This window comes from Ruegeria sp. CDSB022 (assembly GCF_059611145.1).
This window is the reverse complement of sequence record NZ_JBXWOZ010000003.1, coordinates 145017-166297: the sequence shown is the minus strand read 5'-3', so window position 1 is coordinate 166297 and position 21281 is coordinate 145017. Positions and strand designations below refer to the sequence as shown.

Sequence of the window (21281 nt, the reverse complement as noted above, 5' to 3'; positions counted from 1 at the left end):
ATTGATAACGAAATGACGATTCATATAGGCGCTGAAAAAGGCGAAATCGCTGAAACAGTTCTTTTACCCGGTGATCCTTACCGGGCAAAATGGGCGGCAGAAACTTTTCTGGATAACGCCAAACTGGTGAATGACGTGCGTGGCATGTTGGGCTTCACCGGAACCTGGAAAGGTAATCCGGTCACGATTCAAGGCAGCGGTATGGGAATGCCCTCGCTGTCAATTTACGTGAATGAATTGATCCGCGATTTTGGCGCCAGAACTTTGATCCGTATTGGGTCATGTGGCGGGATGCAGGACAGTGTGAACATTCGTGATGTCATTTTGGCGATGACTTCGACCACGCTCAGCACGCCGTCTCGGGGGATCATGAAAGAGCTCAACTTTGCACCTTGCGCGGATTGGAGCCTGTTGCAGGCCGCCTTTGAGGCTGCGGCAAACAAAGGAACACCAACTCATGTTGGCGGGATTTATTCCTCGGATGTGTTCTACGATGAACGTCCCGATCTGAACGAACAGATGGTGCGTCACGGCATTCTGGGCGTCGAAATGGAAGCCGCCGAACTTTACATCCTGGCCGCGCGCCACAAGTGCCGGGCCCTTGCCGTGCTGACCGTTTCCGACCACTTGCTGACAGGAGAAGCTCTGCCATCGTCCGAACGTGAAAGCAGCTTTGGCGACATGGTTGAGATCGCACTTCAGGCGGCGTTTCCAAAGGCTTAGAAAACGGGTTGGGGCAGGGTCGACCCTGTCCCGCATCGGCTATCCACCGGTCGATCCCTTTAAACACTGCTTGGGGCTTTCCGCCCCATCGGTCTGAGCACCGCAAAACGAACAGACCCATTGCCCTTCTTTTCGGTGCTGGCGCCAACGGCATTCACGCGTCAGTGACGAAGTACGGGCGCGCCACAGAAAATAGGCGAATACGGCGGCGGCAAGAAGCAGAAGAAAAACAGGCATTCTCCTGCTTTGCTGATCAGTCGGTTGTTTTCAAGCCCTGCAATCGCAGATCAGGCAGCATTTGCGTATTCGAACAGCTCTGGCATCCGCTCTGAAGTGGGGATTACCGTTTCTGGCGTATAATAGGCCCATGCCTGTTCCAGCAATTCCAGGGCTTCGGCGGCATCAGCGGAGTTGGTTTTGGTTCTCATCGGAGTGATCCCATTGTGACATAATCACTCCTCCCTGAGCCAAACATAGGACAGGCTGCAGGCGTTCACACCATATATTCTTGCAAATGGGAATTGCACCTGCCGCAACACAGCAGGCACATGGATCAAGCCCGCCTCACACCGTGCGTTCGACCATCATCATTTTGATCTCGGCGATTGCCTTTGCAGGGTTCAGACCCTTCGGGCAGGTTTTGGCGCAGTTCATGATCGTGTGGCAACGATACAGCTTGAACGGATCTTCCAACTCATCCAGGCGCTCACCAGTTGCCTCATCTCGGCTGTCAATGATCCAACGATATGCATGCAGCAGAGCCGCCGGGCCAAGATAGCGATCGCCATTCCACCAATAACTTGGGCACGAGGTCGAGCAGCTGGCGCACATCACGCATTCATAAAGACCATCCAGCTTTTTGCGGTCTTCAATGGATTGCTTCCACTCTTTCGCCGGCCGGTTGGTCTTGGTTTCTAGCCAGGGCATGATGCTGGCGTGCTGGGCATAGAAATGGGTCAGGTCCGGAATCAGGTCCTTGACCACAGGCATATGGGGCAAAGGATAGATTTTCACATCGCCCTTGATCTCATCCATGCCATAGATGCAGGCCAGCGTGTTGATCCCGTCGATATTCATCGCACAGGACCCACAAATGCCCTCGCGACAAGACCGGCGGAAGGTCAAGGTTGGGTCGATCTCATTCTTGATCTTGATCAGCGCATCCAAAATCATCGGACCGCAGCTGTCCATATCGACGAAATAGGTATCCACCCGGGGATTTTGACCGTCGTCAGGATTCCAGCGATAGATCTGGAACTTGCGCACATTCGTCGCGCCCTCTGGCTTGGGCCATGTCTTTCCGGTGGTAATCCGAGAATTTTTTGGCAGGGTGAGTTGTACCATTTCCGACCTCGCTAAATTCCCGTGTATAGATACACGCTGCAAGTGCGAAAGCCAACCATTTAGCCTTGAAAACAGTCAATAAAGATGGGTGATTTCACCTTTACATTGAGCTTATGTGCATGGAGTCTGCACCCGAGAAAGCAAAAGCTGAGTGCCGTATGCAGACACGAGTATTGAATATTCCCTACGGCACCAAAAACCCCTATCAAAACATGATGTACAGCGCATGCGAGCCAGAGTTTTCTCTAGCTGCAATGAAACAGCTGAACTTTGCAGAGATTGCGAAACCAGAATTTCAGACCGAACACGGAATCCTGCATATCCAATGGGATGACAGGCTGTTTCCGATCAAGGATGGTGAAGATCCCGCGAACAACGCCCTGTTTCAAGATGCCGTGTCGGGACTTGAGCTGTATAAATCAAACGGTGGTCGCGTCATCTGGACCATTCACAATCGCGCCGCGCATTCAGCGCGTGAGGGCAACGATGGATTTCACGCAGCGCGACGCAAGTTGGCAGAGCTGGTCGATATGATCCATGTCCATACCCCATATGCGCGGCAACATATGATCGCCCAATATGACGCGGAACCGAATAAGATTTGCCTGATCCCTCACCCAAGCTATCTAGGCGTTTATGAAAGCGCCGAAATCACGCTTGCACGCCTGATGCAACCACGCAATCAGACCCATTTTTTGACATTTGGCGCGATGCGCGGAAACCGCGAGTTGGACCGGCTTCATTTCGCCATCCGGAAGCTAACCAACAGGGGTTTCGACTTTCATATGTCAGTGGTAGGCCGAGTCTTTCGGCCCAGTCGGCGATTGGTACGACGGCTGGACGCCATTTCAAACGTAACCGTGATAGGCGAACGCGTAGAAGATGAGGCTATTCCGAGTGTTTTTTCCCAAGCTCACGCCTATGTTTTGCCATCTACACAAACCTTCACCTCTGGAACCGCAATGCTTGCCATGACCTTCGGCTTGCCAGTTGTCGCTCCGGACATTGAACCCCACCGGCAGACGACCCCGGAATCCTGTCATGATCTACTGTATCCGGCACAAAACCCACGAGGCCTGATCCGCATGATGATGAAGGTGATGGAAATGTCCGATTCAGAACTCGCTGAAAAACGTAGGGCGTGCTTCGAATTCGCTCAGGAACGCGCGCCAGAGCGGATCAGCCGCAAGTTGGCCGAAGCGCTTACGGTTCTAAGAAATGGATAATCTTTTCAGCGCCCGCATTTCTGCTTTGTACAATCTTCTGGATTTGACCAGTTTTGTACGCATTGCCGATATTGGCGCCAATCCAATGCGCCATGACGCCCCTTACCGTGATTTGCTAAAGAACGACCTCTGCAATGTCGTCGGTTTTGAACCTCAGGAAGACACGATGAAAGAGGTCGTCCGCAATAAAGGTGCAAATGAAGAGTATTTCAACTTTGCAGTCGGAGACGGCAAACCGGCCTTGTTGAATATCTACAAGGGCTCGGGTTTGACATCCTTGCTGAAAATAAGGGAAAAAACACTTTTTTACCTACGTGGCCTACGCAATGCTGCAAGGCAAATTGGCAGTATGGAGATGCAAACCCAGCGGCTGGATGATATCGCAGGTTTGGGTCCAGTGGATTTTCTGAAAATTGACATTCAGGGTGCCGAACTTTCGGTGTTTACCTCGGCGGAAAACACGCTGAAAAATGTCGCCGCTATACAGACCGAAGTATCGTTTTTTCCATTGTACGAGAATCAGCCAGGTTTTGGCGAGGTTGACACATTTCTCAGAAAATTGGGGTTTTTGCCCCATAGTTTTGCGCATATCGAGAACAGGCTGGTCGTATCGAAATGGTCGGGAGTTCTTTCGGACTTTGAATCGACACAAATGCTGGACGGGGACATTATCTATCTCAGGGACTTGTCTGATCCTGCAGAGCTGAACAGCCAGATACTAAAGCGACTGGCAATTCTAACCGAAGGTGTTTTTGGGTTCACAGATGTCAGCCTGAAAATTCTCGACATATTGGCACAGCGTCAGGAAATCTCTGAAGCCGATGTGAATCAGTACATTGAAACATTCATCTCGCCATAGCCGATTGGCTAAGTACAGATATTACTGACCCATAGAATTTGAGCAGTCCGGTGGTTGGTCGCGGACTGCCCAATCACATCAGAAAGTCCGCGCCTTGGGCGCGATTTTCTTCAGACTGATTCCGCCTTCTGCTTCGGTGCTCAGCGGATCGACGATCACCGGGCGATAGCTGAGGTTCACTTTATTACCGTCCACGCGGGACACCGTGTGAACGCGCCAGTTTTTGTCGTCGCGTTCGCTGAAATCCTCATGCGCATGGGCACCACGGCTTTCCTTACGCGCTTCGGCACCGACGATGGTGGCCAGCGCACTTGGCATCAGGTTGGTCAGTTCCAGCGTTTCCATCAGATCGCTGTTCCAGACCAACGAGCGGTCGGTGACTTTCAGGTCGTCCATTTTGGCGGCAATCGCCGTCATCTTTTCAACGCCTTCGGCCATGGTTTTGGCGGTGCGGAATACGGCCGCGTCAGCCTGCATGGTCTTTTGCATCTCAAGCCGCAGATCGGCGGTCGGGATCGCTCCGCTTGCGTTACGGACGGTGTCAAAGCGATCAAAGGCTTTGTCGACCGACCCCTGGTTCAGAACCGGGTTGGCGCTATCGGAATCCACAACCTTGCCGGCCCGGATCGCCGCCGCGCGGCCAAAGACCACCAGATCGATCAGCGAGTTTGAGCCCAAACGGTTCGCCCCATGGACCGAGGCGCAGCCCGCCTCACCCACGGCCATCAGACCGGGGACCACGGCGGTGGGGTCCTTGGCGGTGGGGTTCAGAACTTCACCCCAATAGTTGGTCGGGATACCGCCCATGTTGTAATGCACGGTCGGCAGAACCGGGATCGGTTCTTTGGTCACGTCCACACCGGCAAAGATCTTGGCGCTTTCGGAAATACCCGGCAGACGCTCGGCCAAAGCCTCGGCAGGCAAGTGGCTAAGGTTCAGGTGGATGTGGTCGCCCTCTGCACCCACACCGCGCCCTTCGCGGATTTCCATAGTCATTGAGCGCGAGACATAGTCGCGCGGTGCCAGGTCTTTGTACTGAGGCGCATAGCGCTCCATGAACCGTTCGCCTTCGGAATTGGTCAGGTACCCGCCCTCACCCCGCGCACCTTCGGTGATCAGACAGCCCGAGCCGTAGATGCCGGTCGGGTGAAATTGAACGAACTCCATATCCTGCAGCGCCAGACCCGCGCGGGCCACCATACCGCCACCGTCACCGGTGCAGGTATGGGCCGAAGTGGCGCTGAAATACGCCCGGCCATAGCCGCCGGTCGCCAGCACCACCATCTTGGCGTTGAAGACATGCATGGTGCCATCGTCCAGCTTCCAGCAGACGACACCCTGACACTGTCCGTCGTCGGACATGATCAGGTCGATGGCGAAATATTCGATGTAGAACTCAGCATTGTTTTTCAACGACTGACCATAGAGCGTGTGCAGGATTGCGTGGCCGGTCCGGTCAGCAGCGGCACAGGTCCGCTGAACCGCGGGGCCTTCACCAAATTCGGTGGTGTGGCCGCCAAAGGGACGCTGATAAATCTTGCCTTCCTCGGTCCGGCTGAAGGGCACACCGTAATGCTCTAGCTCATAGACCGCCTTGGGTGCCTCACGTGCGAGGTATTCCATCGCGTCGGTGTCGCCCAGCCAGTCCGAGCCCTTGACCGTGTCGTACATATGCCACTGCCAGTGGTCAGGACCCATATTCGACAGCGACGCCGCGATGCCGCCCTGCGCGGCAACCGTGTGCGAGCGGGTCGGGAACACCTTGGTCACGCATGCCGTACGCAGACCCTGTTCCGCCATACCCAGCGTTGCGCGAAGACCTGCACCACCTGCGCCTACGACAACGACGTCGTATTCGTGGGTTTCGTATTCATATGCTGCTGTCATTGTTCTTATTCCTTACCGCGCATCATCACAGGGCGAGTTTCACCAGGGCGAACAGCCCCGCAACCATCAGCGTGTAGCCAAACGCCCACATCGCAACCAGCGTCACTTTTTCGGCGACACCATGGATATAGTCTTCGATGGCCTCCTGCGCTTCGTACATCAGCTGCAACAGGGCAACGATCAGTGTCAGCGCGCATACGATCGCCGGGAAGGGACGACTGAAATAAGCCAGAACCTCTTCGTAGGTTCCGCCCAGACCGGCACCAAATGTGAAGATGAAGAGAGGAATCAGAACGGTCAGGATCATGGCCCGGACCATTGTGTTCCAATGTGTTTGGGTTCCGGATTTGCCCGCTCCCAGACCCTCGGCGCGTTTACGGTCAGTCAGGTATCGCATCGAACGTCTCCTTAAACCACAAGAACGGTGATGATGGTCAGGATCGTGGCACCAACGAACATGCCCCATCCCAGCTTTTCAGAGAGATCAACATCCAGGCAGTAGCCGAAATCCCAAAAGACATGACGCAAGCGGCCCAATGTGTGGTACCACAAACCCCAGGCCGCTCCGGTCATGACAAGATCACCGAACCAGCTGCGCAGAAATCCGTCTATGCCTGCAAAGGCCGCCTCAGAGGTTGCCGCCGCCAACAACCACCACACCACAAGTGCTGCGATTGCGAACACGGCCAATCCAGTCATCCGAACCATGATCGATGACAGAGACGTCATCTGTGGGCGGTAGATGCGGATATGCGGTGAGAGCGGGCGGTTGCCCCGATTTACATCGCTCATGGCGGCTCCTTTTCGGTTGGCTTCCGAAGGTTTTACTGGTTTTTGCGACACTGTCACGTGCTGCAGCTGCAAAAAAGCTCAGAATTCGCGCAAAATGACAGATTAAGCGATAAAGTGATCACACAAAATATTCTTGTGATCACAAATCAAATAAGACGAAACAGATGTTAGCGCCTGCAGCTCCGAATCCCTGCCACACTTATTTCAGACCGGCCGTTTGCTGGGTCACTTCCCGCAACAGTTTCTTTCGGATGCGGGCCGGATAATCCTCGAACCCGGCCGCCGAAACGACAAACGCTCCCTCACCTACAATGACGTTCTCAAAGAAATAGGCCGTCAAGTCGGGTTCGCTTTCCTCGATGGCGATGGCATTTACCGTGACACCTTTCCCACGCAACACATCGTGAATCTCGGACGGTTCAACCCCTTCGTTGGAAACCCCATCACCCGAAATATCAATCAGGTGCCGTTTGCATTCGGTTACCTCGCTGAAACTGGACATTGTGGTCTCAAGCGCCTCACCGATTGCAGTCGAAAAATTGCGCCAGACTCTGGCATCCGCAGCCACCTGTCTGGCGAAGCTATCTATGGCTTCAAAGCTATCCATATGTGTCCAGGGGATCGTCACCTTCTGACGAGAGGCTCCGGTCCATTGGACCAGCATCAACCGCGCATTCCCGCGCACCAGCGCCTCGGAGACGATGGGGTCACGCAATCCAGCGGCCAGGCCGTCCATTTGTATGCGGTATTCGTTCGAATCCACCGATCCCGAGACATCAACGGCCAGAGCCAAAGCAAGATCACACGCCTCGGCGGTCGGGGCCAGAAAGAAACAGGCGACGAAAGAGCGAAGCAGAGACATGGTTGCAGCCTAGCACGAATATTGCAGGCTGCGTTCAAATGAATGTGGGGTCAGACTGGCATCAAAGCCCAGTAGTCGAGGTCCAACAGAACGTTGGGCAGATATCGGCCATCGTCATTTTTCAACTCGAATGGCTCTCCACCCTTCGTGGCGACCAGCCGCAACCGGACCGCCCCAACGCCGGGGATGCCAGTTTCGGCTTTGTCCAGCACCTCAGACCAGGCCTTAATGGTATAGCCTGAGAAGCAAGGGTTGGCATGGGCGCCACCGTTCAACCCGACGATCATCTGCGCATTTGCCAATCCATTGAACGACAGGGTCCGCGCCATCGAGATCACGTGCCCGCCATAGATCAGACGGCCTTCGGGGCGGAAGGTCAGATCGAAATGAACCTTGGCAGTGTTCTGCCAAAGCCGCGTGGCCAGCATATGCTCGGCTTCTTCCACCGTGACGCCGTCCACATGATCAATCTTTTCACCAATCGCGTAATCGCCCCACCGATGCGCTTCACCGGCCTGAACAAATTCATAGGAGGAAAAGTTCAGCCCTTGTGGCACTACCAGATCCTGAGGCTCCAGCGCCTGTTTCAACTCGGGCACCACCGTGTCCGGGGCGGGCGCGTCAGGGTTCGATTTGCGCACCATCACCCAGCGGACATACTCAATAACCACCTCATCGCGCTGGTTCAGGCCACGGGTTCGCACCCACACCACACCGGTTTTTCCGTTCGAGTTCTGCTTGACCCCAATCACTTCGGATTCCGACCGCAGCGTATCGCCGGGATAAACCGGCTTCAGCCAACGCCCCTCAGCATAGCCCAGATTGGCCACTGCATTCAGCGATACATCAGGGACAGTCTTGCCAAACACCACGTGAAACGCCGCCAGATCATCAATCGGGCTTTGCGGCAGGCCACAATTCCGGGCGAACTCATCCGAGGAATACAGAGCATGACGCGCCGGATAGAGCGCATGATACAACGCCCGTTCGCCATCGGTCACGGTGCGAGGCACCGCGTGGTGCAGCACTTGCCCTACAGAATAATCCTCGAAGAAACGGCCCGGATTGGTCTTTGCCATTATTGCTGTCCCAGTTTCATTTCAGGGGAATAGTCGGCCGCAACCTCTTTGGTCACGGCCTGCGCACAACGCATCACGTTGTTTGCAGTGTCAAAGGCATAGGACGGGTCGCCATACAGCTCCCACCCTTTTGCCAGCGCGTCCGACACTTTGTGACAGAAGGCTGCGGTGTCTTCCTCGGTCAGCAGACGATAGAGTGTTGCCATGTTGTCAAACCTTTATGAACCAAACGGCGACGGGCCGACCAACCCGTGAATATAGCCGATAATGCCCAGCAGAACGATCGACGCGATAAAGAACATCGCATCCTTGCCGTAAGTGCCCGGCTCGCCCGGTGTCCAGTCCGGCTCGGATTTGTTGATCACGATCACTTCGACCACCGCCCAGGCCAGCAAGCCGCCAAACAGGACGATTGAGGCCAGATCACCATTGACCAGCAAATGCGCAAAGGCCCAGAGCTTCATGCCGCCCAGCATCGGGTGACGCAGCTTGTTCAGCAAACGACCCTTTTGGCCTGCGGGGCTCATCATATAGATGGCGATCAGCACCAGCAGGTTGTTGACGTGGATCAGAAAGGTCGGCGGCGACCAGATTGGGATGAAATCGGTCATGCGATAACCGAAGATCATCAACAGGATTGACGCCAGCAGCGCCAGCGCCACCGCGCCCGCACCGCCTTTGCCCATCGCCGCGCGCTGGTCCGGCATCACGCGTTTGAACAGATGTGCGGCCCACCAGAGCGCCACACCAAGAATCAGAAGAACAAAGCCCATGCTGGCTTACCCCGCTTGCAAAGCTGAAATCGCCTCTGCTTTTGCCAGAATTTCACGGGCGGTTGCAACGTGCAGGTTTTCCACGATCTTGCCATCGACGACCGCGACGCCCTGCCCTTGTGCTTCGGTCTCTTCAAACGCGGTGATCTGGCGGCGGGCCAGATCGATTTCCTCATCCGATGGGGCGAAGGCGTCGTTGGTGACATCGACCTGTGCGGGATGGATAAGGGTCTTGCCGTCAAAGCCCATATCGCGGCCCTGCGCGCATTCGGCCGCCAGGCCTTCGCTGTCCTTGAAGGCGTTATAGACGCCATCGACGATGATCAGCCCCTCAGCCTTGGCGGCTAACAGGCACAGGCCCAGCGACGTCTGCAACGGCAGGCGGTCTGGGTGGAACCGTGTCTGCAATTCCTTGGCCAGATCGTTGGTGCCCATGACGAAGCCCGCCATCTGCGGATGCGCGGCAATTTCGGCGGCGTTCAGCATCCCGCGCGGCGTCTCCATCATGGCCCATATCGGCAGATCACCGGTTATTGCGGCCAACGCATCCACATCTGCGGCAGAATTCACTTTGGGCAGCAGAACCACATCCACGTCCATGTCCCGCACGGCTAGGGCATCGGCCCGGCCCCATTCGGTATCCAGGCCATTGATTCGTACGATCTTGACCCGCGCCCCATAACCGCCAGCAGCCAAGGCAGCCCCCAGCGTTTCACGCGCGTTGTTTTTTTCGTCCGCCGCGACCGCATCTTCGAGGTCAAAAATAACCGCATCAACAGGCAGGTTGCGGGCCTTGTCCAACGCCCGGTCTTTGGAACCGGGAATGTACAATACGGAACGGTAGGGTCGCTGACGGGAGTCCATTGGCTTCGGCCTCTTGAAATAATGTTGCGCAGAATGGGGCATTTTCTGCAGGAAAGTTCAAGCGCAAACTTGCCGCACCGCAGCATTAACGACGCAACGTGCGTTCCTTTAACCGTATTTCGGTCTGCACCGGTCACCGTCTTGGCAGATCGCAATCAAAAGGGTTCACCGATGAGCAAGACGCTGTTCAATATGACAATGGGGCTGGGTATCATGGTTCTGGCCGCCCAGCAGGTGCAGGCTCAAAGCTGCGCCCCCCGCGACGAGGTCATAACTCGACTGGCCGAGACTTATGGCGAAACGCGTAAGAGCATTGGCATCGCCCGACAAGGTGCGGTGATGGAAGTCTTTGCCTCTGATCAAAGCGGAAGCTGGACTATTACGGTGACATTACCGGATGGAATGACCTGCCTTGTGGCTTCGGGCCAGTCCTACGAAGATATGGCCGAAGCACTGCCGCCCAATGTCTAGCTCAGGGCCTCCCAGATCAGTTTTGTTCCGGTCAGCATCAGCAAAACGTAGGCAATACCGAAGAACAGGCGTTCGGATATCATGAAATGCGCGCGCACACCTAGCCATGCACCAAGCACGGCAAATGGAGCCAGCAACAAGTCGGCCAGCGCAGTGTGCCATGTGAACAGACCCAGATAGGCATACGGAATGAATTTAGCGACATTGATGACCCAGAAGACCAGCACTGTGCTCGCCTGAAACTCGGTTTTAGACAGACGCTGCGAGATCAGATAGACGGCGGCGGGTGGGCCGCCCGCATGACTGACAAAGCTGGTGAATCCGGCGACCAACCCCGCAAGAATTCCCGCAAATGGCGGCAGGCGATTGGCAAAGCCGCGGATCCAGCCCTTTCTCTGGGCCACATGCCAGATCACGAACCCCACTGAAATCCCTCCGATCAGCAGGCGCAGAAGGTCGTCATTCGTGGCGCGATACAGCCAGGCGCCCACAGCCACACCCGGCACTGCCCCCACGATCAGCAGGCGTGAATCCGGCCAGCTCCAGCGTTTCCAATAGGGGCCCAGCGTAGCGACGTCGATTACCATCAGAATTGGCAACATCAGTGCAAGCGCCTGTCCCGGTGTCAGGATCAGTGCCAGAATCGATGACGCGGCAAACGCCACCCCCGAGCCGAACCCACCCTTCGAGATGCCGGCGAAGATCACAGCAGGGATCGCCACGGCAAAAAACATCAGGTCCATCTCGAACATGCGGCGTCCCGTAAATATGCATGAGTCACAGGCGGTTTAGCGCAATCGGTAGGAGACATGCAAACGGTATGCGGTGGCATGCCGCGCCGCAGAAGGCTTGCGCAGCGCCGGTTTTAGGACTAGCAAAACCGCGATTTCAATACCGACCGGAGATTTTCCAAATGGCCAGACCCAAGATCGCGCTGATCGGCGCAGGTCAGATCGGCGGCACGCTCGCCCACCTCGCAGCAATGAAGGAACTCGGTGACGTCGTGCTGTTCGACATCGCCGAGGGCACTCCGGAAGGCAAGGCGCTGGATATCGCAGAATCCGGCCCTTCCGAAGGGTTCGACGCCAAGCTGAAAGGCACCCAGTCCTACGAGGACATCGCAGGCGCCGACGTTTGCATCGTCACCGCAGGTGTCCCACGCAAGCCAGGCATGAGCCGTGATGACCTGCTGGGCATCAACCTGAAAGTCATGAAGTCGGTCGGTGAAGGCATCGCCGCCAACGCGCCCGATGCTTTTGTCATCTGCATCACCAACCCGCTGGACGCGATGGTCTGGGCTCTGCGTGAATTCTCGGGCATGCCGCACAACAAGGTCTGCGGCATGGCGGGCGTTCTGGACTCAGGCCGTTTTGCCCACTTCTTGTCGGAAGAATTCAACGTGTCCATGCGCGACGTCACTGCCTTTGTTCTGGGTGGCCACGGCGACACCATGGTTCCTTCGGTTCGTTATTCTACCGTTGCGGGCATCCCGCTTCCCGATCTGGTCGAGATGGGCTGGACCACACAAGAGAAACTGGACGCAATCGTGCAGCGCACCCGAGACGGCGGGGCTGAAATCGTTGGCCTGCTGAAAACAGGTTCGGCTTTCTATGCGCCTGCCACATCGGCAATCGAAATGGCCGAAGCCTATCTGAAAGACCAGAAACGTGTCCTGCCCTGCGCCGCTTATTGCGACGGAGAGCTGGGTGTCGAAGGCATGTATGTCGGCGTCCCCACCGTGATCGGCGCAGGCGGTATCGAGCGTATCGTCAACATCAAGCTCAACGAAGAAGAGCAGGCCGGTTTCGACAATTCGGTCAACGCCGTGAAGGGCCTGATCGAAGCATGCAAAGGCATCGACAGCTCTCTGGCCTGATCCGTCTTATACGGTTAAACAGGACCCGGCTCACCCATGGTGGGCCGGGTCATTTTTTGGAAGATTGCCATGTCGTCTCAGGGATTTGTCATTGCCGCAAGCGGTAAGGATTACATCGAAACAGCGGTGGCAGCGGCTCGGTCGTTAAAGGTCGCCATGCCGGATGTACCGGTCGACCTGTTCACCGACCTCGAAAACATCCCGGGAACAGAAGTGTTTGACCAAATCCACATGCTGGACAAAAGCTGGTTCCGACCCAAGTTCGAAAGCCTTGTGCGGTCCCGGTTCGAAAAGACGGTCTATTTGGATGCCGATGTGCGCTGTCTGGCAGATATGTCGGATATCTTCACCGTCCTAGAGCAGTTTGATATCGCGATGGTCCATGACCCTTTGCGCAACTCGGCCCATGCGCAACGTGTTTGGAAAACTCCGCTGCCCAACGCATTTCCCCATCTCAATGGCGGGCTGGTTGGAATTCGCACTTCGGACGCAGTGCTGGATTTCCTGCGAGATGTACAAGAGACTATCATCTCGGAAAACCTGACCTCAGATCAGGCGCTGATCCGCGAAAAGCTGTTTGCCAGCGCGTTGCGACTGGCAGTTCTGCCACCCGAGTACAACTTCCTCGATTATCGTCAGGCCGAGATGTTTGGTTTTCTGCACAGCGCCCCGCGCCTGCTGCATCACTACAAATTTCACAGCCGTCATGACAAGCGGCTGGACAGCGCTAGAACTGTCGCCGGTTTGGTAGGGCCCGATCTCGAACGTCATATCAACAGCCTTATCGAAGCCGACGCACAGCTCACGCCCGGCGCGTCGAAAAAGGTCCGACCACTGGCCGACAAAGGCTTGTTGGGCAAACTGCGCAAACTGGTGATGTCTGTGAAAAAGGGTATCGTCCGCCTCAGACGCGGATAGGTTAGCGCTAGCTTGAAAACGTCATATTCTATTGGGTGAATTTCCTGCCGAATCAACGCTCAATACCAGCTCAAGTTTTGTGATCACACCCTGAAAAGCTGTGATCACAAATAATGAAAATCTTCGTGAAAAACCTACTCAACATCAAAAAAGCCTTTAAACTTACCCCTTAGACACGCCTATATCGGTCAATCGTAGTCAGACGGGACAGTTTCGATGAACATTCACGAATATCAGGCCAAAGCGCTTCTTCGCAGCTATGGCGCCCCGGTTTCCGACGGTCGCGCGGTCCTGCGCGCCGAGGAAGCCAAAACCGCAGCCGGTGAACTGGATGGCCCATTGTGGGTTGTCAAAGCACAGATCCACGCGGGTGGCCGTGGCAAGGGCTCTTTCAAAGAGGCCGATGCCGGTGAAAAGGGCGGTGTCCGTCTGACCAAGTCGGTGGAAGAAGCCTCTGAAGAAGCAAAAAAGATGCTAGGCCGCACACTGGTCACGCATCAGACCGGTCCTGCGGGCAAACAGGTCAACCGCATCTATATCGAGGCCGGTTCCGGCATCGAACGCGAACTGTACCTGGCCCTGCTGGTAGACCGCCAGACCAGCCGCATCTCATTCGTCTGCTCGACCGAAGGCGGCATGGATATCGAAGAGGTGGCCGCAGCCACGCCTGAGAAAATCTTGTCCTTCTCGGTTGACCCAGCCACAGGCTATCAGCCCTATCATGGCCGCCGCATCGCCTTCTCGCTGGGCCTGGAGGGCGCGCAGGTCAAACAGTGCGTCAAACTGATGAGCCAGCTGTACGCTGCCTTCGTCGAGAAGGACATGGAGATGCTGGAAATCAACCCGCTGATCGTGTCCGACAAGGGCGACCTCAAAGTGCTGGACGCCAAGGTCGGCTTTGACGGTAACGCGGTCTACCGCCATCCGGATATTGCCGAGCTGCGCGACACGACCGAGGAAGACCCCAAGGAATTGGAAGCCTCTAAGTACGACCTGAACTACATCGCGCTGGATGGTGAGATCGGCTGTATGGTGAATGGTGCCGGTCTGGCGATGGCGACAATGGACATTATTAAGTTGTATGGCGCCGAGCCTGCCAACTTCCTCGACGTGGGTGGCGGTGCCACCAAAGAGAAAGTGACCGAAGCGTTCAAGATCATCACCTCGGACCCGCAGGTCAAAGGCATTCTGGTCAACATCTTCGGCGGCATCATGCGCTGTGACGTTATTGCCGAGGGCGTTGTCGCCGCGGTGAAAGAAGTCGGCCTCAAAGTTCCGCTGGTTGTGCGTCTTGAAGGCACGAATGTCGAGAAGGGCAAAGAGATCATCAACACCTCTGGCCTGGACGTGATCGCGGCGGACAACCTGAAAGACGGTGCCGAGAAGATCGTGAAGGCGGTTAAGGGCTGAAAATTGTCCAAAAGCCAAACCAATCAGCAACCTATCGTGTTTGAGCGTTCAAAAGATGAAACCGCGCTCTTGCTCGGAATTTGCGTACTTTTCTTTGTTGGCGGTATCTGGATGGTTGAGACCTCTGATACTTTTCACAAACCGACAAAGGCGTACCTTTCTGGTTGGTTTGCTGCATTGGTCTTTGGCTGGTTTGGCATCAAGGAGATCATCAATTTGATTAGATTTCCCAAAAAGCTCTGCTGCATCTCAGACACGGGGATCACCGTCTTTCCAAAATCTTTAACCGAGATACCTTGGGCAGACATTGCTTCCATTTCTACGAAGACTGTTGGTTTGAATAGCTACGTTGTCCTTAACTTTTCACCAGAGGCTTCCGCGCGGCGGAAGTTCTGGGCTGGGCGAAACCAGTTGAAGTTCAGAGCAACCCTTTTGAAGCCCAACTTCGATCAGGTGTATCGCGCAGTCTTCAACGCGCACTCGGCCTACCAATCGACGGCCAAGACCACGAATGTACATAATCAAGGAGACTCCTAAAAATGGCAGTCCTCATCGACGAAAATACCAAAGTGATCTGTCAGGGCTTTACCGGCTCGCAGGGCACATTCCACAGCGAACAGGCCATTGCTTATGGCACCAAGATGGTTGGCGGCGTGACCCCCGGCAAAGGCGGGATGACCCATCTTGACCTGCCCGTATTCAACTCGGTCCACGAGGCCAAGCATGTGACCGAAGCCAACGCCAGCGTGATCTATGTGCCCCCGCCCTTTGCGGCAGACTCGATCCTCGAAGCGATTGATGCCGAGATGGAAGTGATCGTCTGCATCACCGAAGGCATCCCGGTTCTGGACATGATGAAGGTGAAGCGCGCTCTAGAGGGCAGCAAGTCACGCCTGATCGGCCCGAACTGCCCCGGTGTGATCACGCCCGACGCCTGCAAGATCGGCATCATGCCCGGCCACATCCACAAGCGCGGCTCGGTCGGCGTTGTGTCACGTTCGGGGACCCTGACTTATGAGGCCGTCAAACAGACCACCGATGTGGGTCTGGGTCAGTCCACTTGTGTGGGCATCGGCGGCGACCCGATCAAGGGTACCGAGCATATCGACGTGCTGGAATGGTTCCTGGCCGATGACGAGACCCAATCGATCATCATGATCGGCGAGATCGGTGGCTCGGCCGAAGAAGAAGCCGCGCAGTTTCTGGCGGACGAGGCCAAGAAGGGGCGCTCAAAACCGACGGCGGGTTTCATCGCTGGCCGCACAGCCCCTCCGGGCCGCCGCATGGGCCACGCGGGAGCGATTGTCGCCGGTGGCAAGGGCGGCGCCGAGGACAAGATCGAAGCCATGCGCGCAGCCGGTATCGTCGTGGCCGAAAGCCCGGCACAGCTGGGCGAGGCTGTGTTGGAAGCGATCGGGTGAGCTGTGACTCCCTGTTGCCCATATGAGCTGAGGGCGGCGCCCAACTGCGGGTGGGTGCGAAGCACCTGCCCGTCAATTCTTTGGTTTGCCTTCGGCAAAACGGGGTGGACGGACGCTGCCCGGCGATGCCGCTGGGCAGGACTCGTTGTAGCGGTCGCCTGCTTAGGTAACCTAGCCAGCGCCGACGCATCTAGTGAAGCACCGATGGATCAATTCATCGTTCGCGCCATTCCTGGCGTCACAGGTGGCTCGACAAAAACATTGGGCGATGACCACATCTCATTTACTTATTTGAGCATTCGTGTCGACGATGAAGAGTTGCAAGCAGCTGCCGATTTTTGGTGCTCGCAATTTGAAGGATCCGCTAGACTTGTTTCCGATACTTCGGTCGGCAGCTCACTTCTGCTATTTGAACGCCGCCAGTCAGTTTTCGACTGCCCGGTCCAAAATTAGGGGCAAGGCATGAGCCAAACAACAACCATGACCTTCTCTGACGCCATCCGCACCTGTTTCGCCAAGTTCTTCACCTTCTCAGGGAGAGCCTCGCGGCCCGAATACTGGTTCTTTTTCCTGTTCATCCTGATCTGGAGCATCATCGCCGGGATCATCGACGCGCAGTTCTTCACGCAAGTCGCTGTGACTGAAACCGAGACGTCCAGATCCGTGTCCGTCACGTCTTCGCAGCCTGTGCAGGGTATTGTTGGTCTAATCGTGTTCTTCCCGCATCTGGCCGTCGCCTGGCGGCGGATGCATGATACCGGGCGCAGCGGGCTGTATGCGCTGCTGCCAATCCTGCTGTTCTTTGGCGCCGGGGCCGTGATGGTCTTTGGCATCGGCCTCGCCTCGCATTTCCAGCATGGCGGCAATCTGGACATCCTGTTCACCCGCGCCACTCTGTTGATCGTCATTCCGACGCTTCTGATCCTGTTTGTGTCGCCCCTCCTGGTCCTATGGTGGCTGACCCGCCCCAGCCAGCCAGGCACCAACCAATACGGTCCCAATCCTTCAGAGGTCCCTCAATGAACCTGCTGAGCGTAAACTCTCTACAAGCGGCCCCTGTGGCCAGAAAGGCCATCTGACATGGTTTTGGTTTGCCATGAGCACAAATTCATCTATCTCAAGACGACGAAGACTGCGGGAACCTCTACCGAGATAGCGCTACAGCCTTTATGCGAAGAACCCGGTCTTCCGCGGCTTGAAAATGGGCAAATCCGCGTATCGAAATACGGTATTGTCGGTGCTCGTGGGAAAACTGCAGGTTTGGTCCGGCCAAAATGGCAGTTTTGGCGCAAATACGCATGGCGCAACCATATGCCTGCGAAACAGGTTCGAGCCAATCTTGGGTCAAAGACCTTTGATTCCTATACAAAGATCGCCAACGTACGAAATCCTTTCGATCGTGCTGTATCCGACTACCACTTTCGGAAACATCAGCAAGGATTTCCCTCGGAAGACCCGCAGACCGAAATTGCTCAGTTCAAAGAGTTCATCCGGTCAAAGGCCTGGGGCAATAACTGGGAGACAGTCTCGATCAACAACAAGCTGATCGTGGACAAGTTCGTCCGCAAGGAAAACCTGCAGTCAGATCTGAAAGAGATTTATCGCTCCTTTGGGTTGCCGGAAGACAGCTTTGAATTGCCGCACGAAAAGTCGATGGCCGAACGACGAAAAGGCATTCCAGTGCCCGATTATTTCGACGCAGATACGATAGACATCGTTCGACGAAGAATGACCTGGGTATTCGAGGCCGGAAACTACCCCGAAGATCCGCAAGACTAAATCCTACCAAATCCGAAATCGCATTTGAGGTCCTACAATGACCGAACATTCGCCCAACTCTGCCTTCCACGCCTCAAGCTTTATGCAGGGGCATAATGCCGAATATCTGGAGCAGCTCTACGCCCAGTATACCAAGAACCCCGGCGCGGTGGATGCCGCCTGGGCCGAGTTCTTCAAGGCCATGGGCGACGCCTCGCCTGATGTCCAGCGCGAGGCCGAGGGGCCTTCGTGGGCGCGGTCCGACTGGCCGCCGATGCCGACGGATGATCTGACCGGTGCGTTGACTGGCGAATGGGCCGAGATCGACGCCAAGGCGGCGGGCAAGAAGATCAAGGAAAAAGCCGCCGGCAAAGGTGTTGCCGTCAGCGAAGACCAGATTAAACGCGCAGTTTTGGACAGTCTGCGGGCGCTGATGCTGATCCGGGCCTATCGTATTCGGGGTCATCTGGCCGCCGATCTGGACCCGTTGGGCATGCGGGCTGCCAGCACGCATCCGGAATTGGACCCCAAGACTTATGGGTTTACCGATGCCGATATGGATCGCCCGATCTTTATCGACAACGTGCTGGGCCTGCAGATGGCCAGCATGCGCCAGATCGTCGAGATCGTGAAACGCACCTATTGCGGCACCTTCGCGCTGCAATACATGCATATTTCGAACCCGGAAGAGGCTGCCTGGCTGAAGGAACGGATCGAAGGCTATGGCAAGGAAATCGCGTTCACCAAAGAGGGCCGCAAGGCCATCCTGAACAAGATGGTCGAGGCCGAAGGGTTCGAAAAGTTCCTGCACGTGAAATACATGGGCACCAAGCGCTTTGGTCTGGACGGCGGCGAAGCATTGATCCCCGCGATGGAACAGATCATCAAACGCGGCGGGGCCCTAGGCCTAAGCGATATTGTCATCGGCATGCCACACCGCGGACGTCTGAACATTCTAGCGAATGTAATGGCCAAGCCATACCGCGCCATCTTTAACGAATTCCAGGGGGGCAGCTTCAAGCCTGAGGACGTGGATGGCTCGGGCGATGTGAAATACCACCTTGGTGCCTCAAGCGACCGTGAATTTGACGGCAACAGCGTCCACCTGTCGCTGACCGCCAACCCGAGTCACCTTGAGGCGGTGAACCCGGTTGTTCTGGGCAAGGTCCGCGCCAAGCAGGATCAATTGAACGACACCGACCGGACCAGAGTCATGGCCATTCTGCTACATGGCGATGCGGCCTTTGCCGGTCAGGGTGTCGTTGCCGAAGGATTCGGCCTGTCCGGCCTGCGCGGTCACAGGACCGGCGGCACCATGCATATCGTGGTGAACAACCAGATCGGCTTTACCACTGCACCGCATTTCTCGCGCTCCAGCCCTTATCCCACAGATATCGCACTGATGGTTGAAGCCCCGATCTTCCACGTGAATGGCGACGACCCCGAGGCGGTGGTACACGCAGCCAAGGTTGCGACCGAGTTTCGCCAGAAGTTCCACAAGGACGTGGTTCTGGATATATTCTGCTATCGCCGGTTCGGGCATAACGAGGGCGACGAGCCCATGTTCACCAACCCGATCATGTACAAGAAGATCAAGACCCATAAGACCACGCTGTCACTATACACGGAACGGCTGGTCAAGGACGGGTTGATCCCCGAAGGCGAGATCGAAGATATGAAAGCCGCCTTCCAGGCCCATCTGAATGATGAGTTCGAAGCCGGCAAAGACTATAAGCCCAACAAGGCCGACTGGCTGGACGGGCGTTGGGCGCATCTGGATAAGAACAAAGACGAATATGTTCGCGGCGATACTGCGATTGCACCAGAAACCCTGGCCGAGGTTGGCGCATCGCTAACCCGGGCCCCCGAGGGATTTGCACTCCATAAAACTGTCGGCCGCCTGCTGGACCACAAAAAGCAAATGTTCGAAACCGGCAAAGGCTTTGACTGGGCCACGGGTGAGGCACTGGCCTTTGGATCATTGCTGACCGAAGGCTATCCAGTTCGCCTGTCGGGACAGGACGCAACGCGCGGTACGTTCAGCCAGCGCCATTCCGGCTTTATCAATCAGGAAACTGAAGAGCGGTACTATCCACTGAACAACATCCGGGCTGGTCAATCACAATATGAGGTGATCGACTCGATGCTGTCGGAATACGCGGTTCTGGGCTTTGAATACGGCTTTTCCCTGGCTGAACCCAACGCTCTGACCCTGTGGGAGGCGCAGTTCGGCGATTTCGCCAACGGTGCGCAGATCATGTTCGATCAGTTCATCAGCTCGGGCGAAAGCAAATGGCTGCGCATGTCCGGTCTGGTGACCCTGCTGCCGCACGGGTTCGAAGGGCAAGGGCCTGAACACTCGTCCTCGCGTCTGGAACGTTTTCTGCAGATGTGTGGTCAGGACAACTGGATCGTAGCCAACTGCACGACGCCTGCGAACTACTTCCACATCCTGCGCCGTCAGCTGCACAGAACCTTCCGCAAGCCGCTGATCCTGGTGACACCGAAATCGCTGTTGCGCCACAAGCTGGCGATCAGCACGGCCGAGGATTTCACCACCGGCTCCAGCTTCCACCGGGTGCTGTGGGACGACGCGCAAAAGGGTAACTCGGACACAACCCTGGTCAAGGATGACAAAATCAAACGGGTCGTGATGTGTTCCGGCAAGGTCTATTTCGACCTGCTGGAAGAGCGTGACGCGCGCGGCATCGACGATGTCTATCTGATGCGGATCGAACAGTACTATCCGTTCCCCGCGCATTCGCTGATCAATGAACTGGAACGGTTCAAGGGAGCCGAAATCATCTGGTGTCAGGAAGAGCCCAAGAACCAGGGGGCGTGGTCCTTTATCGAACCCAATATCGAATGGGTCCTGACCCGGATCGGCGCCAAGAATACCCGCCCGGTCTATGTCGGCCGCGCCACCTCGGCCTCGCCTGCAACGGGTCTGGCCAGCCAACATAAAGCCCAACAAGAAGCGCTGGTGAACGAAGCGCTGAGCATTGAAGGAAAGTAATG

The 21281-nt window shown here is 56.1% G+C and carries 25 protein-coding genes; 13 read left to right on the top strand and 12 right to left on the bottom strand.

The features are described 5' to 3' along the window. Positions 1–12: 12 nt before the first annotated feature. Complete coding sequence (deoD, locus tag AC2FIZ_RS08510; protein ID WP_281972538.1) at positions 13–723, top strand: purine-nucleoside phosphorylase; 711 nt, start codon at positions 13–15, stop codon at positions 721–723. A gap of 39 nt (positions 724–762) precedes the next feature. Here deoD and AC2FIZ_RS08505 read toward each other — a convergent pair whose 3' ends face one another. From AC2FIZ_RS08505 to AC2FIZ_RS08495, 3 genes are all read right to left on the bottom strand, one after another. Next, a complete protein-coding gene (locus tag AC2FIZ_RS08505; RefSeq protein WP_142635508.1) occupies positions 763–960 on the bottom strand; it encodes a hypothetical protein in 198 nt (65 codons plus the stop codon). A 50-nt stretch (positions 961–1010) separates the two neighbouring features. Then, a complete protein-coding gene (locus tag AC2FIZ_RS08500; protein WP_185956642.1) occupies positions 1011–1151 on the bottom strand; it encodes a hypothetical protein in 141 nt (46 codons plus the stop codon). Between the two features lie 136 nt (positions 1152–1287). Continuing rightward, positions 1288–2067, bottom strand: coding sequence for a succinate dehydrogenase iron-sulfur subunit (locus AC2FIZ_RS08495; RefSeq protein WP_281995214.1), 780 nt, complete (start codon positions 2065–2067; stop codon positions 1288–1290). 254 nt (positions 2068–2321) lie between these two features. On the opposite strand from AC2FIZ_RS08495, the gene AC2FIZ_RS08490 reads away from it, so the two are divergent. Both AC2FIZ_RS08490 and AC2FIZ_RS08485 read left to right on the top strand, forming a co-directional pair. Further along, a complete protein-coding gene (locus AC2FIZ_RS08490; RefSeq protein ID WP_496790897.1) occupies positions 2322–3293 on the top strand; it encodes a glycosyltransferase family 4 protein in 972 nt (323 codons plus the stop codon). Beyond that, positions 3286–4152, top strand: coding sequence for an FkbM family methyltransferase (locus tag AC2FIZ_RS08485; protein ID WP_281995216.1), 867 nt, complete (start codon positions 3286–3288; stop codon positions 4150–4152). The genes AC2FIZ_RS08490 and AC2FIZ_RS08485 overlap by 8 nt, the downstream gene beginning before the upstream one ends. Before the next feature lie 78 nt (positions 4153–4230). On the opposite strand, the gene sdhA is transcribed toward AC2FIZ_RS08485, so the two are convergent. From sdhA to AC2FIZ_RS08445, 8 genes are all read right to left on the bottom strand, one after another. Beyond that, positions 4231–6039 (bottom strand): succinate dehydrogenase flavoprotein subunit, encoded by a 1809-nt coding sequence (gene sdhA, locus AC2FIZ_RS08480; RefSeq protein ID WP_281972542.1) that lies wholly within the window; start codon positions 6037–6039, stop codon positions 4231–4233. Positions 6040–6064: 25 nt separating this feature from the next. After that, entirely contained in the window at positions 6065–6436 is a 372-nt protein-coding gene (locus tag AC2FIZ_RS08475) for a succinate dehydrogenase, hydrophobic membrane anchor protein (RefSeq protein WP_142635498.1), read from the bottom strand. An 11-nt stretch (positions 6437–6447) separates the two neighbouring features. Further along, positions 6448–6831 carry a succinate dehydrogenase, cytochrome b556 subunit gene (gene sdhC, locus AC2FIZ_RS08470; protein WP_142635496.1) on the bottom strand — a complete coding sequence of 128 codons (384 nt, stop codon included), beginning with the start codon at positions 6829–6831 and terminating at the stop codon, positions 6448–6450. A 199-nt stretch (positions 6832–7030) separates the two neighbouring features. Then, entirely contained in the window at positions 7031–7693 is a 663-nt protein-coding gene (locus AC2FIZ_RS08465; protein WP_142635494.1) for a DUF1194 domain-containing protein, read from the bottom strand. Between the two features lie 50 nt (positions 7694–7743). Beyond that, entirely contained in the window at positions 7744–8772 is a 1029-nt protein-coding gene (locus AC2FIZ_RS08460) for a MaoC family dehydratase (protein ID WP_142635492.1), read from the bottom strand. Continuing rightward, positions 8772–8978, bottom strand: a complete 207-nt coding sequence (locus AC2FIZ_RS08455) for a DUF1737 domain-containing protein (RefSeq protein ID WP_281972543.1) — start codon at positions 8976–8978, stop codon at positions 8772–8774. Before AC2FIZ_RS08455 ends, AC2FIZ_RS08460 begins: the two co-directional genes overlap by 1 nt. Positions 8979–8990: 12 nt before the next feature. Next, positions 8991–9545: an NnrU family protein gene (locus tag AC2FIZ_RS08450; protein ID WP_142635488.1), complete on the bottom strand. Its 555-nt coding sequence runs from the start codon at positions 9543–9545 to the stop codon at positions 8991–8993. A gap of 6 nt (positions 9546–9551) precedes the next feature. Next, positions 9552–10409 carry an HpcH/HpaI aldolase/citrate lyase family protein gene (locus AC2FIZ_RS08445; protein WP_281972544.1) on the bottom strand — a complete coding sequence of 286 codons (858 nt, stop codon included), beginning with the start codon at positions 10407–10409 and terminating at the stop codon, positions 9552–9554. A 171-nt stretch (positions 10410–10580) separates the two neighbouring features. Here AC2FIZ_RS08445 and AC2FIZ_RS08440 point away from each other — a divergent pair, with 171 nt between their 5' ends. Continuing rightward, positions 10581–10880 (top strand): hypothetical protein, encoded by a 300-nt coding sequence (locus AC2FIZ_RS08440; RefSeq protein WP_271948426.1) that lies wholly within the window; start codon positions 10581–10583, stop codon positions 10878–10880. Here AC2FIZ_RS08440 and AC2FIZ_RS08435 read toward each other — a convergent pair. After that, positions 10877–11632, bottom strand: coding sequence for a sulfite exporter TauE/SafE family protein (locus tag AC2FIZ_RS08435; RefSeq protein WP_271948427.1), 756 nt, complete (start codon positions 11630–11632; stop codon positions 10877–10879). The genes AC2FIZ_RS08440 and AC2FIZ_RS08435 overlap by 4 nt on opposite strands. A 161-nt stretch (positions 11633–11793) precedes the next feature. Here AC2FIZ_RS08435 and mdh point away from each other — a divergent pair, with 161 nt between their 5' ends. From mdh to AC2FIZ_RS08390, 9 genes are all read left to right on the top strand, one after another. Continuing rightward, on the top strand, positions 11794–12756 hold the full coding sequence (mdh, locus tag AC2FIZ_RS08430) for a malate dehydrogenase (protein WP_142635480.1): 963 nt from the start codon (positions 11794–11796) through the stop codon (positions 12754–12756). Positions 12757–12825: 69 nt separating this feature from the next. Continuing rightward, positions 12826–13674 (top strand): putative nucleotide-diphospho-sugar transferase, encoded by an 849-nt coding sequence (locus AC2FIZ_RS08425; protein ID WP_496712148.1) that lies wholly within the window; start codon positions 12826–12828, stop codon positions 13672–13674. A gap of 216 nt (positions 13675–13890) precedes the next feature. Then, positions 13891–15084 carry an ADP-forming succinate--CoA ligase subunit beta gene (gene sucC / locus AC2FIZ_RS08420; protein WP_496790896.1) on the top strand — a complete coding sequence of 398 codons (1194 nt, stop codon included), beginning with the start codon at positions 13891–13893 and terminating at the stop codon, positions 15082–15084. A 36-nt stretch (positions 15085–15120) separates the two neighbouring features. Further along, positions 15121–15621: an STM3941 family protein gene (locus tag AC2FIZ_RS08415; protein ID WP_281995219.1), complete on the top strand. Its 501-nt coding sequence runs from the start codon at positions 15121–15123 to the stop codon at positions 15619–15621. A 2-nt stretch (positions 15622–15623) separates the two neighbouring features. Next, entirely contained in the window at positions 15624–16505 is an 882-nt protein-coding gene (gene sucD / locus AC2FIZ_RS08410; RefSeq protein WP_282027252.1) for a succinate--CoA ligase subunit alpha, read from the top strand. A gap of 204 nt (positions 16506–16709) precedes the next feature. Beyond that, positions 16710–16958 carry a hypothetical protein gene (locus tag AC2FIZ_RS08405; protein WP_281972550.1) on the top strand — a complete coding sequence of 83 codons (249 nt, stop codon included), beginning with the start codon at positions 16710–16712 and terminating at the stop codon, positions 16956–16958. Between the two features lie 27 nt (positions 16959–16985). Next, positions 16986–17528: a DUF805 domain-containing protein gene (locus AC2FIZ_RS08400; protein ID WP_425595585.1), complete on the top strand. Its 543-nt coding sequence runs from the start codon at positions 16986–16988 to the stop codon at positions 17526–17528. A 57-nt stretch (positions 17529–17585) separates the two neighbouring features. Continuing rightward, positions 17586–18284 (top strand): sulfotransferase family 2 domain-containing protein, encoded by a 699-nt coding sequence (locus tag AC2FIZ_RS08395; RefSeq protein ID WP_496790895.1) that lies wholly within the window; start codon positions 17586–17588, stop codon positions 18282–18284. Between the two features lie 37 nt (positions 18285–18321). After that, the gene (locus tag AC2FIZ_RS08390) at positions 18322–21279 is read left to right on the top strand and encodes a 2-oxoglutarate dehydrogenase E1 component (protein WP_282027250.1); all 2958 of its coding nucleotides are present in this window, start codon (positions 18322–18324) and stop codon (positions 21277–21279) included. Positions 21280–21281 lie beyond the last annotated feature (2 nt).

What these genes read in the sequence shown, in the direction of transcription:
- AC2FIZ_RS08445 (WP_281972544.1), bottom strand. Translation starts at nt 10,409, where the DNA reads ATGGACTCCCGTCAGCGACCCTACCGTTCCGTATTGTACATTCCCGGT.
- sucD (WP_282027252.1), top strand. Translation starts at nt 15,624, where the DNA reads ATGGCAGTCCTCATCGACGAAAATACCAAAGTGATCTGTCAGGGCTTT.
- AC2FIZ_RS08450 (WP_142635488.1), bottom strand. Translation starts at nt 9,545, where the DNA reads ATGGGCTTTGTTCTTCTGATTCTTGGTGTGGCGCTCTGGTGGGCCGCA.
- sdhC (WP_142635496.1), bottom strand. Translation starts at nt 6,831, where the DNA reads ATGAGCGATGTAAATCGGGGCAACCGCCCGCTCTCACCGCATATCCGC.
- AC2FIZ_RS08495 (WP_281995214.1), bottom strand. Translation starts at nt 2,067, where the DNA reads ATGGTACAACTCACCCTGCCAAAAAATTCTCGGATTACCACCGGAAAG.
- AC2FIZ_RS08460 (WP_142635492.1), bottom strand. Translation starts at nt 8,772, where the DNA reads ATGGCAAAGACCAATCCGGGCCGTTTCTTCGAGGATTATTCTGTAGGG.
- AC2FIZ_RS08455 (WP_281972543.1), bottom strand. Translation starts at nt 8,978, where the DNA reads ATGGCAACACTCTATCGTCTGCTGACCGAGGAAGACACCGCAGCCTTC.
- sucC (WP_496790896.1), top strand. Translation starts at nt 13,891, where the DNA reads ATGAACATTCACGAATATCAGGCCAAAGCGCTTCTTCGCAGCTATGGC.
- AC2FIZ_RS08395 (WP_496790895.1), top strand. Translation starts at nt 17,586, where the DNA reads ATGGTTTTGGTTTGCCATGAGCACAAATTCATCTATCTCAAGACGACG.
- AC2FIZ_RS08440 (WP_271948426.1), top strand. Translation starts at nt 10,581, where the DNA reads ATGAGCAAGACGCTGTTCAATATGACAATGGGGCTGGGTATCATGGTT.
- AC2FIZ_RS08490 (WP_496790897.1), top strand. Translation starts at nt 2,322, where the DNA reads ATGAAACAGCTGAACTTTGCAGAGATTGCGAAACCAGAATTTCAGACC.
- AC2FIZ_RS08500 (WP_185956642.1), bottom strand. Translation starts at nt 1,151, where the DNA reads ATGAGAACCAAAACCAACTCCGCTGATGCCGCCGAAGCCCTGGAATTG.
- AC2FIZ_RS08485 (WP_281995216.1), top strand. Translation starts at nt 3,286, where the DNA reads ATGGATAATCTTTTCAGCGCCCGCATTTCTGCTTTGTACAATCTTCTG.
- AC2FIZ_RS08505 (WP_142635508.1), bottom strand. Translation starts at nt 960, where the DNA reads ATGCCTGTTTTTCTTCTGCTTCTTGCCGCCGCCGTATTCGCCTATTTT.
- AC2FIZ_RS08425 (WP_496712148.1), top strand. Translation starts at nt 12,826, where the DNA reads ATGTCGTCTCAGGGATTTGTCATTGCCGCAAGCGGTAAGGATTACATC.
- AC2FIZ_RS08435 (WP_271948427.1), bottom strand. Translation starts at nt 11,632, where the DNA reads ATGTTCGAGATGGACCTGATGTTTTTTGCCGTGGCGATCCCTGCTGTG.
- deoD (WP_281972538.1), top strand. Translation starts at nt 13, where the DNA reads ATGACGATTCATATAGGCGCTGAAAAAGGCGAAATCGCTGAAACAGTT.
- AC2FIZ_RS08465 (WP_142635494.1), bottom strand. Translation starts at nt 7,693, where the DNA reads ATGTCTCTGCTTCGCTCTTTCGTCGCCTGTTTCTTTCTGGCCCCGACC.
- AC2FIZ_RS08405 (WP_281972550.1), top strand. Translation starts at nt 16,710, where the DNA reads ATGGATCAATTCATCGTTCGCGCCATTCCTGGCGTCACAGGTGGCTCG.
- AC2FIZ_RS08390 (WP_282027250.1), top strand. Translation starts at nt 18,322, where the DNA reads ATGACCGAACATTCGCCCAACTCTGCCTTCCACGCCTCAAGCTTTATG.
- AC2FIZ_RS08475 (WP_142635498.1), bottom strand. Translation starts at nt 6,436, where the DNA reads ATGCGATACCTGACTGACCGTAAACGCGCCGAGGGTCTGGGAGCGGGC.
- mdh (WP_142635480.1), top strand. Translation starts at nt 11,794, where the DNA reads ATGGCCAGACCCAAGATCGCGCTGATCGGCGCAGGTCAGATCGGCGGC.
- AC2FIZ_RS08400 (WP_425595585.1), top strand. Translation starts at nt 16,986, where the DNA reads ATGACCTTCTCTGACGCCATCCGCACCTGTTTCGCCAAGTTCTTCACC.
- sdhA (WP_281972542.1), bottom strand. Translation starts at nt 6,039, where the DNA reads ATGACAGCAGCATATGAATACGAAACCCACGAATACGACGTCGTTGTC.